5 protein-coding genes, 2 tRNA genes and 3 rRNA genes are annotated in these 13,088 nt (G+C 58.9%); 8 read left to right on the top strand and 2 right to left on the bottom strand.

The window, feature by feature from the left end; genetic code table 11:
* Positions 1–119: 119 nt before the first annotated feature.
* The 5 genes from L0U81_RS13885 to rrf all read left to right on the top strand — a co-directional run bounded on the left by L0U81_RS13885 (position 120) and on the right by rrf (position 5,361).
* Positions 120–1,650: ribosomal RNA gene (locus tag L0U81_RS13885) — 16S ribosomal RNA — on the top strand.
* A 75-nt stretch (positions 1,651–1,725) separates the two neighbouring features.
* Positions 1,726–1,802, top strand: a tRNA-Ile gene (locus L0U81_RS13880).
* Between the two features lie 63 nt (positions 1,803–1,865).
* Positions 1,866–1,941, top strand: a tRNA-Ala gene (locus L0U81_RS13875).
* 295 nt (positions 1,942–2,236) lie between these two features.
* A 23S ribosomal RNA gene (locus L0U81_RS13870) occupies positions 2,237–5,117 on the top strand.
* Between the two features lie 130 nt (positions 5,118–5,247).
* Positions 5,248–5,361, top strand: a 5S ribosomal RNA gene (rrf, locus tag L0U81_RS13865).
* Together the 16S, 23S and 5S rRNA genes with 2 tRNA genes alongside form the textbook arrangement of a ribosomal RNA operon.
* 184 nt (positions 5,362–5,545) lie before the next feature.
* On the opposite strand, the gene L0U81_RS13860 is transcribed toward rrf, so the two are convergent.
* Entirely contained in the window at positions 5,546–6,742 is a 1,197-nt protein-coding gene (locus tag L0U81_RS13860; protein ID WP_233803532.1) for a M20 aminoacylase family protein, read from the bottom strand.
* Positions 6,743–6,929: 187 nt separating this feature from the next.
* Between L0U81_RS13860 and L0U81_RS13855 the strand changes: the two genes are divergently transcribed.
* Together L0U81_RS13855 and L0U81_RS13850 are read left to right on the top strand one after the other, a co-directional pair.
* Positions 6,930–9,008: a molybdopterin-containing oxidoreductase family protein gene (locus tag L0U81_RS13855; protein WP_233803530.1), complete on the top strand. Its 2,079-nt coding sequence runs from the start codon at positions 6,930–6,932 to the stop codon at positions 9,006–9,008.
* 135 nt (positions 9,009–9,143) lie between these two features.
* Entirely contained in the window at positions 9,144–10,817 is a 1,674-nt protein-coding gene (locus L0U81_RS13850) for a long-chain fatty acid--CoA ligase (protein ID WP_233803528.1), read from the top strand.
* 123 nt (positions 10,818–10,940) lie between these two features.
* On the opposite strand, the gene L0U81_RS13845 is transcribed toward L0U81_RS13850, so the two are convergent.
* Positions 10,941–12,137, bottom strand: a complete 1,197-nt coding sequence (locus tag L0U81_RS13845) for a porin (protein WP_233803526.1) — start codon at positions 12,135–12,137, stop codon at positions 10,941–10,943.
* A gap of 304 nt (positions 12,138–12,441) precedes the next feature.
* Here L0U81_RS13845 and coq7 point away from each other — a divergent pair, with 304 nt between their 5' ends.
* Complete coding sequence (coq7, locus tag L0U81_RS13840) at positions 12,442–13,080, top strand: 2-polyprenyl-3-methyl-6-methoxy-1,4-benzoquinone monooxygenase (protein WP_233803523.1); 639 nt, start codon at positions 12,442–12,444, stop codon at positions 13,078–13,080.
* Positions 13,081–13,088: the final 8 nt, after the last annotated feature.

Raw genomic sequence — 13,088 nt, 5'->3', positions numbered from 1 at the left:
ATCAGAAGCCTCACACAGTAATGAAAGGAAGGTCTGGTCATCGGAAGATGGCTGGACACTTCGTCAGTACGTTGAGTGAGCGACCGGGTTCGAGAGAGCCCGAAAACAGTAACAGGTTTGAACTGAAGAGTTTGATCCTGGCTCAGATTGAACGCTGGCGGCATGCCTTACACATGCAAGTCGAACGGCAGCACGGACTTCGGTCTGGTGGCGAGTGGCGAACGGGTGAGTAATACATCGGAACGTGTCCTGGAGTGGGGGATAGCCCGGCGAAAGCCGGATTAATACCGCATACGCTCTGAGGAGGAAAGCGGGGGATCGCAAGACCTCGCGCTGCAGGGGCGGCCGATGGCAGATTAGGTAGTTGGTGGGGTAAAGGCCTACCAAGCCGACGATCTGTAGCTGGTCTGAGAGGACGACCAGCCACACTGGGACTGAGACACGGCCCAGACTCCTACGGGAGGCAGCAGTGGGGAATTTTGGACAATGGGCGCAAGCCTGATCCAGCAATGCCGCGTGTGTGAAGAAGGCCTTCGGGTTGTAAAGCACTTTTGTCCGGGAAGAAATCCCTGGTCCTAATATGGCCGGGGGATGACGGTACCGGAAGAATAAGCACCGGCTAACTACGTGCCAGCAGCCGCGGTAATACGTAGGGTGCGAGCGTTAATCGGAATTACTGGGCGTAAAGCGTGCGCAGGCGGTGATGTAAGACCGATGTGAAATCCCCGGGCTTAACCTGGGAACTGCATTGGTGACTGCATCGCTGGAGTATGGCAGAGGGGGGTAGAATTCCACGTGTAGCAGTGAAATGCGTAGAGATGTGGAGGAATACCGATGGCGAAGGCAGCCCCCTGGGTCAATACTGACGCTCATGCACGAAAGCGTGGGGAGCAAACAGGATTAGATACCCTGGTAGTCCACGCCCTAAACGATGTCAACTGGTTGTCGGGCCTTCATTGGCTTGGTAACGTAGCTAACGCGTGAAGTTGACCGCCTGGGGAGTACGGTCGCAAGATTAAAACTCAAAGGAATTGACGGGGACCCGCACAAGCGGTGGATGATGTGGATTAATTCGATGCAACGCGAAAAACCTTACCTACCCTTGACATGTATGGAACCCTGCCGAGAGGTGGGGGTGCCCGAAAGGGAGCCATAACACAGGTGCTGCATGGCTGTCGTCAGCTCGTGTCGTGAGATGTTGGGTTAAGTCCCGCAACGAGCGCAACCCTTGTCCCTAGTTGCTACGCAAGAGCACTCCAGGGAGACTGCCGGTGACAAACCGGAGGAAGGTGGGGATGACGTCAAGTCCTCATGGCCCTTATGGGTAGGGCTTCACACGTCATACAATGGTCGGAACAGAGGGTTGCCAAGCCGCGAGGTGGAGCCAATCCCAGAAAACCGATCGTAGTCCGGATCGCACTCTGCAACTCGAGTGCGTGAAGCTGGAATCGCTAGTAATCGCGGATCAGCATGCCGCGGTGAATACGTTCCCGGGTCTTGTACACACCGCCCGTCACACCATGGGAGTGGGTTTTACCAGAAGTGGCTAGTCTAACCGCAAGGAGGACGGTCACCACGGTAGGATTCATGACTGGGGTGAAGTCGTAACAAGGTAGCCGTATCGGAAGGTGCGGCTGGATCACCTCCTTTCCAGAGCTACGCATTGCTGCGCAAGTGCTCACGCTTATCGGCTGTGGTTAGAAGAAGAAACGCAGACAGACTCAGGGGTCTGTAGCTCAGTCGGTTAGAGCACCGTCTTGATAAGGCGGGGGTCGATGGTTCGAATCCATCCAGACCCACCACTGTCTTGTCTGTGGTGCTGACTGGTCCACCCCGGAGTGACAGGTAACTATCTGTGTATGACTGGGGGATTAGCTCAGCTGGGAGAGCACCTGCTTTGCAAGCAGGGGGTCGTCGGTTCGATCCCGTCATCCTCCACCAATCTTCAATGCCAAGGGTTCAGCAGGAAGTGCTGCTGAGTACTTGGCATTGGCGATTGAGCCAGTCAGAGCGGTACGGGGCAACCCGCTATCGGCTGTCGTTCTTTAACAATCAGGAAGAAGTAGTAAAGAGATTCACGAAAGCGTGCTTAGAGATGGGCGCGTGAGTAGGTGAATCAGGGTTGTGATTGTATCGATGTATTTTTAAGTGATCGAGAGATCGCTTTGGAATACGGCGCAACACGAATACTCAACCTGTAACGCAGTGCGTTTCGAGAGAGACTCACCCGTTATAGGGTCAAGCGAACAAGTGCATGTGGTGGATGCCTTGGCGATCACAGGCGATGAAGGACGCGGTAGCCTGCGAAAAGCGACGGGGAGCTGGCAAACGAGCTTTGATCCGTCGATGTCCGAATGGGGAAACCCACTCCTAATGGAGTATCCGTAGCTGAATCCATAGGCTACGCGAAGCGAACGCGGTGAACTGAAACATCTAAGTAACCGCAGGAAAAGAAATCAACCGAGATTCCCAGAGTAGTGGCGAGCGAAATGGGACCAGCCTGTACTCTTTATTTGTAGTGTTAGCCGAACGCTCTGGAAAGTGCGGCCATAGCGGGTGATAGCCCCGTAGGCGAAAACATTATGAAAGAACTGGGTGTACGACAAGTAGGGCGGGACACGTGAAATCCTGTCTGAAGATGGGGGGACCATCCTCCAAGGCTAAATACTCGTGATCGACCGATAGTGAACCAGTACCGTGAGGGAAAGGCGAAAAGAACCCCGGGAGGGGAGTGAAACAGATCCTGAAACCGCATGCATACAAACAGTCGGAGCCTCGCAAGGGGTGACGGCGTACCTTTTGTATAATGGGTCAGCGACTTACATTCAGTGGCGAGCTTAACCGATTAGGGCAGGCGTAGCGAAAGCGAGTCCGAACAGGGCGTCCAGTCGCTGGGTGTAGACCCGAAACCAGGTGATCTATCCATGGCCAGGTTGAAGGCACGGTAACACGTGCTGGAGGACCGAACCCACTAACGTTGAAAAGTTAGGGGATGAGCTGTGGATAGGGGTGAAAGGCTAAACAAACCTGGAAATAGCTGGTTCTCTCCGAAAACTATTTAGGTAGTGCCTCGTGTATCACCTTCGGGGGTAGAGCACTGTCATGGTTGTGGGGTCCATTGCGGATTACTACGCCATAGCAAACTCCGAATACCGAAGAGTGCAATCACGGGAGACAGACATCGGGTGCTAACGTCCGGTGTCAAGAGGGAAACAACCCAGACCGCCAGCTAAGGTCCCCAAATATGGCTAAGTGGGAAACGAAGTGGGAAGGCTAAAACAGTCAGGAGGTTGGCTTAGAAGCAGCCACCCTTTAAAGAAAGCGTAATAGCTCACTGATCGAGTCGTCCTGCGCGGAAGATGTAACGGGGCTAAGCCATATACCGAAGCTGCGGATGCGTGCTTTGCACGCATGGTAGGAGAGCGTTCCGTAAGCCTGCGAAGGTGCACTGGAAAGTGTGCTGGAGGTATCGGAAGTGCGAATGCTGACATGAGTAGCGATAAAGGGGGTGAAAGGCCCCCTCGCCGTAAGCCCAAGGTTTCCTACGCAACGTTCATCGGCGTAGGGTGAGTCGGCCCCTAAGGCGAGGCAGAAATGCGTAGCTGATGGGAAGCAGATTAATATTTCTGCACCATTGTGAAATGCGATGGGGGGACGGATCGCGGAAGGTTGTCCGGGTGTTGGAAGTCCCGGTCGCTGCATTGAAGAGGGTGCTTTGGCAAATCCGGGCACAGGACTCAAGGGTGTGGCGCGAGCTTCTTCGGAAGCGAAGCAACTGGAAGGGGTTCCAGGAAAAGCCTCTAAGCTTCAGTTTCACAGTGACCGTACCGCAAACCGACACAGGTGGGCGAGATGAGTATTCTAAGGCGCTTGAGAGAACTCGGGAGAAGGAACTCGGCAAATTGGTACCGTAACTTCGGGATAAGGTACGCCCTGGTAGCTTGATGCGCCTGCGCGCAGAGGGTGAAGGGGTTGCAATAAACTGGTGGCTGCGACTGTTTAATAAAAACACAGCACTCTGCAAACACGAAAGTGGACGTATAGGGTGTGACGCCTGCCCGGTGCCGGAAGATTAAATGATGGGGTGCAAGCTCCTGATTGAAGTCCCGGTAAACGGCGGCCGTAACTATAACGGTCCTAAGGTAGCGAAATTCCTTGTCGGGTAAGTTCCGACCTGCACGAATGGCGTAACGATGGCCACACTGTCTCCTCCCGAGACTCAGCGAAGTTGAAGTGTTTGTGATGATGCAATCTCCCCGCGGCTAGACGGAAAGACCCCATGAACCTTTACTGTAGCTTTGCATTGGACTTTGAACCGGTCTGTGTAGGATAGGTGGGAGGCTATGAAGCGTGGACGCCAGTCTGCGTGGAGCCGTCCTTGAAATACCACCCTGATCTGTTTGAGGTTCTAACCTTGGCCCGTGATCCGGGTCGGGGACAGTGCATGGTAGGCAGTTTGACTGGGGCGGTCTCCTCCCAAAGTGTAACGGAGGAGTACGAAGGTACGCTAGGTACGGTCGGAAATCGTGCTGATAGTGCAATGGCATAAGCGTGCTTGACTGTGAGACTGACAAGTCGAACAGGTGCGAAAGCAGGTCATAGTGATCCGGTGGTTCTGTATGGAAGGGCCATCGCTCAACGGATAAAAGGTACTCTGGGGATAACAGGCTGATACCGCCCAAGAGTTCATATCGACGGCGGTGTTTGGCACCTCGATGTCGGCTCATCTCATCCTGGGGCTGTAGCCGGTCCCAAGGGTATGGCTGTTCGCCATTTAAAGAGGTACGTGAGCTGGGTTTAAAACGTCGTGAGACAGTTTGGTCCCTATCTGCCGTGGGCGCTGGATATTTGAAGGGGGCTGCTCCTAGTACGAGAGGACCGGAGTGGACGAACCTCTGGTGTACCGGTTGTCACGCCAGTGGCATCGCCGGGTAGCTATGTTCGGAAGAGATAACCGCTGAAAGCATCTAAGCGGGAAACTCGCCTTAAGATGAGATATCCCCGGGGCTTCGAGCCCCTTGAAGGGTCGTTCAAGACCAGGACGTTGATAGGTCAGGTGTGCACGTACAGTAATGTACTGAGCTAACTGATACTAATTGCCCGTAAGGCTTGATCCTATAACCGGTGGGTTTCACCGGTTGAGATCCATGTTGTGCCAGAAACAGCACAACCCCCACACACGAATCCTTTACGCTTCTTCCCGATTGGCTGTGGCGCTCACCCGTAGCGACGCAGCAACCCGTCATGCCTGATGACCATAGCGAGTCGGTCCCACCCCTTCCCATCCCGAACAGGACCGTGAAACGACTCCACGCCGATGATAGTGCGGATTGCCCGTGTGAAAGTAGGTAATCGTCAGGCTCCCTACCCAGTCAGAAACCCCACCCCTCGCGGTGGGGTTTCTGCGTTTACGCGGCCGTCATCGAAGCAGATGACGTGTTCGACTGAACACGAACGAAAAGCGTGGCCCTGCAGTTCGAGTGCGCGATACAAAAAGCATCGAAGCGAGCAACGCATCCGCCCGCCTCAATGCTTCATTATCTCTCTACTTCTTTTGCGCGAGAAACCTCTGTGCCAGTCGAACCCAATACGTCGACCCCACCGGCAATAGCTCGTCGTTGAAGTCATAACTCGCGTTGTGCAGCATGCAAGGGCCCGCGCCGTGACCGGCTTCGCGGTGGCCGCCATCGCCGTTGCCTAGGAACGCATAGCAACCCGGTTTCTCCAGGAGCATGAACGAAAAATCCTCGGCGCCCATGGTCGGTTCCACTGCGTCATCGACGTTTTCCGCGCCCACGATCTCCTTCATGACCGACGCGGCAAAATGCGCTTCCTCGCTGCTGTTGATCGTCGGCGGATAGTTCCGGTGGAAGTGGACCTGGACGGAGCAATCGTATGCCTCGGCCGTGCACTGCGCGATCTTGCGCATGCGCGACTCGATCAGGTCGAGCGTTTCGGTGGTGAAGGTCCGCACGGTCCCTCCGATCCATGCGTCGTTCGGCACGACATTGACCGCATCGCCGGCGTGGATCTGCGTAATCGACAACACGGCGGTATCGAGCGGCTTTTTGTTTCGCGTGATGATGCTTTGCAGCCCGCTAGCGATTTGCACCGCCGTAAAGACCGGATCGCGGCCATTATGCGGCAGCGCCGCATGCGAGCCAACGCCCTTGATTTCGACGCGAAATTCGTTACTCGACGCCATGATCGGGCCTTCCGTCACGCCGAAGTGGCCCGCCGGCATGCCTGGCCAGTTGTGAATGCCGAACACCGCGTCCACGGGGAAGTTGGTGAACAAGCCATCGTCGATCATTGCCTTCGCGCCGGCACCGCCTTCTTCGGCCGGCTGGAAAATGAACACGATCGTGCCGTCGAAATCACCGTGTTTGGCCAGATAGTGCGCGGCGCCGAGCAGCATCGCCGTGTGTCCGTCATGCCCGCACGCGTGCATCTTGCCGTCGTTTGTCGAGCGATGATCGAAGGTGTTGAGCTCCTGGATCGGCAGTGCATCCATATCGGCGCGCAGACCAATCGCACGTGAGCCGTTGCCGCGTTTCAACACGCCGACCACGCCCGTCTTACCCAGACCACGGTGAGTCTCGATGCCCCAGGACTCGAGCGAACGCGCGACGAGATCGGCGGTCGCCGTCTCTTCGTAGCGCAGTTCCGGGTGGGCATGGATGGTTCGCCGAAGGGTCTGGATTTCGCCGTGAGCGGCTTGAATTTCGGGAATGAGTTTCATGATGGGGTGAGGATGCGTTTGTGCGTGACTAGCACGAGATCGCTACGGACCAGGTCGGCCCAGGCACTTCGGATAATTCATTCTACGCCGAAGGCGTTTTTGGCGGCACCGCCAAGGTCGGCGGCCTATTGACGTAATAAAATTCCACTTTGCCCGACCGCTCACTGCTAGCCAGGACAGATTGCCCATGAACGCCCCGATCGAATTCGCGCGCGCCGTGTGCCCGCACGATTGCCCCGACACCTGCGCGATGCGCGTGACCGTCGACAACGGACGGGCGATCAAGGTCGTCGGCGATCCCGACCATCCGCCGACACAAGGCGTGCTCTGCACGAAGGTCAGCCGCTACGCGGAGCGTGTGTACCATCCGAACCGACTGACGACGCCGATGAAGCGCGTCGGCCGCAAGGGCGAGGGCCGCTTCGAGCCGATCAGCTGGGACGAAGCCTTCGACCTTGCCGCAATCCGCCTCGGTGAAATCGCGCGTCGTGCACCGGAAGCGATTCTCCCCTACAGCTACGCGGGCACGATGGGCCTGGTGCAGGGCGACAGCATCGCGCAACGCTTCTTCCACACGCTTGGCGCATCGCAGCTGGATCGCACGATTTGCGCGGCCGCCGGCGCCGCTGGCCTCAAATACACGTACGGCGCCGGCATCGGCATGCATACCGAGTTTTTCGCCGAGAGCGAGGTGATCCTGATCTGGGGGTCCAACCCGATCGCATCGAATCTGCATTTCTGGACGCGCGCGCAGGAAGCCAAGCGTCGCGGCGCGCGGCTGATCGCAATCGATCCATATCGCTCGCTGACCGCGGAGAAATGCCATCAGCACATCGCGCTGAAGCCAGGTACAGACGCCGCTCTCGCGCTCGGCATCATGAACGTCCTGATCACCGATGATCTGCTCGACCATGAATACATCGCCGCGCATACGCTGGGCTTCGCCGACTTGAAGGGGCGCGCGCTCACCTATCCGCTGTCGCGTGTTAGTGAAATTTGTGGGATTGCAGAGCAGGAGATCACCGATCTTGCGCGACTTTACGGCGGCACGAAGAAAACCGCGATCCGCCTGAACTACGGTCTGCAGAGAGTGCGGGGCGGAGGCAATGCGGTGCGCGCGATCGCGTGTCTGCCGTCGCTGACGGGCGCATGGCGCGAGCGTGCCGGTGGGGCGCTGTTGTCGTCGAGCGGCTGGGCGCCGGTCGACTCGCACGCGTTGCAGCGTCCTGACCTGATGCCCGGCTGGCCGTCGAAGCCCAGCCGTGTGATCAATATGAACGCGATCGGCGACGCGTTGCTCCATCCGGGCGACGCCACGTTCGGCCCCAAGGTCGAGGCGATCGTCGTCTACAACTCGAATCCGGTCGCGGTCGCGCCCGACTCCGAACGCGTCGCGGTCGGCTTTGCGCGCGAGGATCTGTTCACGGTCGTGCTCGAGCATTTCCAGACCGACACGGCGGATTATGCCGACCTGCTGCTGCCCGCCACGACACAGCTCGAGCATCTCGACGTGCACAAGTCATACGGGCACACGCACGTGATGGTCAACCTGCCTGCCATCGCGCCGCTCGGCGACGCGCGCCCGAATACCGACATCTTCCGTGGCCTTGCGCGCCGCATGGGCTTGACGGAACCGGCACTCTTCGACAGCGACGAAGCCGTCGCGCAAGCCGCATTTCGCTGGGACGACAAGACGCTGGAAGGTGTCGACTGGCCGACCCTGAAGCAAGCCGGCTGGGCCCAGCTCAATCTGCCCGACGCGCCGTTCGCCGACGGCGGCTTCCGCACGCCATCCGGCAAGTGCGAGTTCTACAGCGAGCGTCTTGCCCAACAGGGCCTCGACCCGTTGCCGGACTACCTGCCACCCTACGAATCGGCCGACGGCGCGCCCGAACTGGCCGCCCGCTATCCGCTCGCGATGATTTCACCGCCGGCGCGCAACTTCCTGAACAGCACCTTCGTGAACATCGAGAGTCTGCGCGCCACGGAAGGTGAGCCGCATCTGGACATCCACCCGGCCGACGCGCACGCACGCGACATCGGCGACGGCGATCAGGTGCGTATCTTCAATGACCGCGGCTCGATGCAGGCGCGCGCCCGCGTGACCGACCGGGCGCGCGAAGGGTTGGTCGTCGGATTGTCGATCTGGTGGAAGAAGCTCGCGCCGGACGGCCGCAACGCCAACCAGTTGACGAGCCAGGCGCTCACCGATCTCGGCGGGTCCGCGACGTTTTATGACTGTCTCGTCGAAGTCGAGCGGGCCTGAGCACATTGATGCGGACGGGGGCCTCGCAAGTTCGAGGCTGCCGTCTAACCTCGTCGCCTTAGTCATTGGCCACAATATCCGCATGCTACGATGCGTTTTAGCACGACCATTCGAAAATAAATAAGGAGACGCTGCATGGAGAAAATCTGGCTGAAATCTTATCCGCCCGGCGTTCCCGCAGAGATCGACCCGACGCGCTATGCGTCGGTGGCCGAGTTGCTCGAGGAGGCCTTTCGCGAACACCGCGCGAAACCGGCGTTCGTTTGTATGGGCAAAGAGATCAGCTACGGCGAACTCGACGAGCTTTCGCGCAATCTCGCGGCGTGGCTGCAATCGCAGGGTCTCGCCCGTGGCGCGCGCGTCGCGATCATGATGCCGAACGTGCTGCAATATCCGGTCGCGATCGCCGCGATCCTGCGCGCGGGCTATGTGGTGGTGAACGTGAATCCGCTCTACACGCCGCGCGAACTCGAACATCAACTCAAGGACAGCGGCACTGAGGCGATCATCCTGCTCGAGAATTTCGCGGGCACCTTGCAGGCAATCGTGCGCAATACGGCGGTCAAGCATGTGGTCGTCGCGGCGATGGGCGATCTGCTGGGCATCAAAGGTCCGCTCGTCAACTTCGTCGTGCGCAAGGTGAAGAAGATGGTGCCGGCGTGGAGCCTGCCTGGGCACGTCAAGTTCAACGACGTGGTCGCGCAGGGCGCGCGCCTGACGTTCAAGCCAGTCCAGCAGGGGCCTGACGATGTCGCGTTCCTGCAGTACACAGGCGGCACCACCGGCGTGGCCAAGGGTGCGACGCTGCTGCATCGGAACCTGATCGCGAACGTGCTGCAGTCGGAGGTCTGGCTCAATCCGGTGCGCGCGAACCGCACGGATATCGATCAGTTCATTACCGTCGTCGCGTTGCCGCTGTATCACGTGTTCGCGCTGACCGTGTGCGGGCTGCTGACGATTCGCACCGGTGGTCTCGGCGTGCTGATTCCGAATCCGCGCGATATCCCCGGCATGATCAAGTCGCTCGAGGGATATGCAATCACGACGATTCCCGCCGTCAATACGCTCTACAACGCGATGTTGAACAGCCCCGACTTCCACAAACTGGACTTCTCGAAGCTGTTGACCGCGAACGGCGGCGGCATGGCGGTGCAGGAGGCGGTCGCGAAGCGGTGGTTCGAGCTCACGGGCACGCCGATTGTCGAAGGCTACGGGCTGTCGGAAACGTCGCCGTGCGTGACGTGCAATCCCGTCACCGCCACAGAGTACAACGGCACGATCGGCCTGCCGCTGCCGTCGACCGAAGTCTCCATCCGCGACGACGAAGGCAACGAAGTACCGCCCGGCCAGCCCGGCGAGATCTGCATCCGCGGCCCGCAGGTGATGGCGGGATACTGGAACCGCCCCGACGAGACCGCCAAGGTGATGACGGCGGACGGCTTTTTCAAATCGGGCGACGTCGGCGTCATGGGTGCGGACGGCTTCGTGAAGATCGTCGATCGCAAGAAGGACATGATTCTGGTGTCCGGCTTCAACGTGTATCCGAACGAAGTCGAGGACGTCGTCGCCAAGCTGCCGGGTGTGTTCGAAGTCGCGGCGGTCGGCGTGCCCGATCAGCATTCGGGCGAGGCGGTGAAGCTGTTCGTCGTGAAGAAGGATCCGTCGCTGACTGACGAACAGATCTTCGCGTATTGCAAGACGCAATTGACCGGCTACAAGCGGCCCAAGGTCGTTGAATTCCGCACCGAGCTACCGAAGAGCAATGTCGGCAAGATCTTGCGCCGCGAGTTGCGCGACGGAAGGGCTTAAGCGAGCAAGGAGAAGAGCCCGGCGCACGAAAGTGCGCCGGGCTTTTTATTGCGCACGCAAAACCCGCGCGCAAAAAAAGGCGCCCGAAGGCGCCTTTGAGACGAACTGCGTTTTTACGACTTATTAGAACTTGTGGCGGATACCGACGCGGGCCGCGAACTGGTTGTTGGTCGTCGAACCGGTCAGGTTGTTGATGGCTGCCGTTGCTGCGACCACCTCACCCGCTGCGTTGACGGTGTCGCCCAGAGCGTGCTGGTACACGCCGATCAGGTAGACGTCGGTACGCTTGGACAGGAAGTAGTCCACGCCCAGCGCGCCCTGATGGTACTGAGCGCGCGAGTTACCTTCGATCTGCTCGCCGCGCGTGTAGTCATACGCTGCGCCGACCAGCAGTGCCGGGGTCAACTGATACTTGAAGTTGATTTCGGCGTTGTTGAACGTTGCCTTCTGGCCCGTGAACGGCGACGCGAACGTCTTGCCGAGATTGCCGAACTGGATGTTCGAATATGTCAGGCCGATGGTTGCCGCGCCGAACGTGTACGCACCGCCCGCGCCGATGACCTGGTACGTGTTAGCCGACGAGAAGCCGACGTACACCGGGCTCGTCACGGCGAAGTTAGCCGCAGCGGTCGCGGTGGCCAGCGTGTTCGTCGCGATTGTGCCGCCGTTGTTGAAGATACCGCCCGATGCTGCCGGAGTACGCGCGTTCAGGTAACCAACGCCCAATTGCAACGGACCGTTGGCGTAGCCAGCACCCAACGACCAGATCTGGTTGTGCGTAAAGTCGCCAGCGGTGCCGCCGAAGCTATACGTGCCGCCGAACGTCAGGCCGTTGTAGTTGTTGCTCGTGTACTTGATCGTGTTGTTGGTGCGATATGCGTTGTTGAAGTTGTCGATATCGCCCGGGTGAGCGGCGATGTAGCCGCCCCACTGATCACCCACTTCGAACGGGCCCACGTAGTCTACGACGGAGTCGTACTGACGACCCAACGTGACCGTGCCGAAGTCGCTCTGCAGACCGACGTATGCCTGACGGCCGAACATCAGGCCGCCTTGACCGAGCTTGCCGTTGGTCAAGTCAAAGCCGTTTTCCAGGACGAACAGGGCCTTCAGACCGCCGCCCAGATCTTCCGTGCCGCGCAGGCCGAAACGCGAGCCTTGCAGGACGCCGCTGGACATGTTGTACAGATGGCTGCCGCCCGAGTTGGTGTTCATGTTGATACCAACGTCAACGATGCCGTACAGGGTCACACTGCTCTGCGCATGTGCGACGCCTGCGAACGCGCCCAATGCCGCGAGAGCGAGAAGCGACTTTTTCATCGAATAATCTCCAAGGATTACGAATCTTTTTGCAAGCCGAAATATTTTGTTGGTGCCGACGGCCTTGCTTATCCAACTTCGCGAGAAGTTGGCACGTAATGTAGCAAAAGGCATACATGGGACAAAGCAAAAGGAGACCCTCCGGAAGGCCGCTGTTTCGTTTACGCAACATGGTCTAGAATCTCAAATTAACCGCCAATTTCATGCGGATTCCTACTTGTCGGGCAGCGGGTTTCGTCACCCCAAGCCCTGTCGCGCGGACCTTCCGGATCGATGCGGCGGTTCTCGAATCAGGGAGCGTTTTATGTTGCTGGATGAGTTGATTGGTGAGTTTGATCGGGGTTTACGCTCGCTGACAGGAGTGTCGCGGATGAGCCGTCCGCTACCGCTTCCGCAGGCCTCCGCGGCGACGGCCGGGGCGCCCGAACTCTCCCCCGCCGAGCGCGCGCACGCGGCTGGTTTGATGCGTGTGAACCACGTCGGCGAGGTGTGCGCGCAGGCGCTTTACCAGGCCCAGAAACTCGCCACCCGCTCCCCCTCGTTGCGAGCCATGTTCGATCACGCTGCGTCGGAAGAAGAAGATCATCTCGCGTGGACCGCCAAACGCCTCGAAGCGCTCGACTCCCGTCCGAGTCTGCTCAATCCGCTGTGGTACACCGGCGCGCTCACGATCGGTCTGGCCGCGGGACGTCTCGGCGATCGCGTGAGTCTCGGCTTCATGGCCGAAACGGAGCGCCAGGTCGAACAGCATCTCGACAGTCATCTCGATCAGCTGCCCGCCGCGGACCATGAATCGCGAGCGATCGTCGAGCAGATGCGCATCGATGAAGCGCAGCACGGCAAGGCCGCGATGGACGCGGGCGGCATCGAATTGCCGTTTCCAGCGCGTGCGTTGATGCGGGCGATGTCGAAGGTGATGACGCGCACCGCTTATTACATTTGAGTCTTTCA

The organism is Paraburkholderia sp. HP33-1 (assembly GCF_021390595.1).
GTDB lineage: Bacteria > Pseudomonadota > Gammaproteobacteria > Burkholderiales > Burkholderiaceae > Paraburkholderia.
This window is presented reverse-complemented; position numbering and strand designations above follow the sequence as displayed.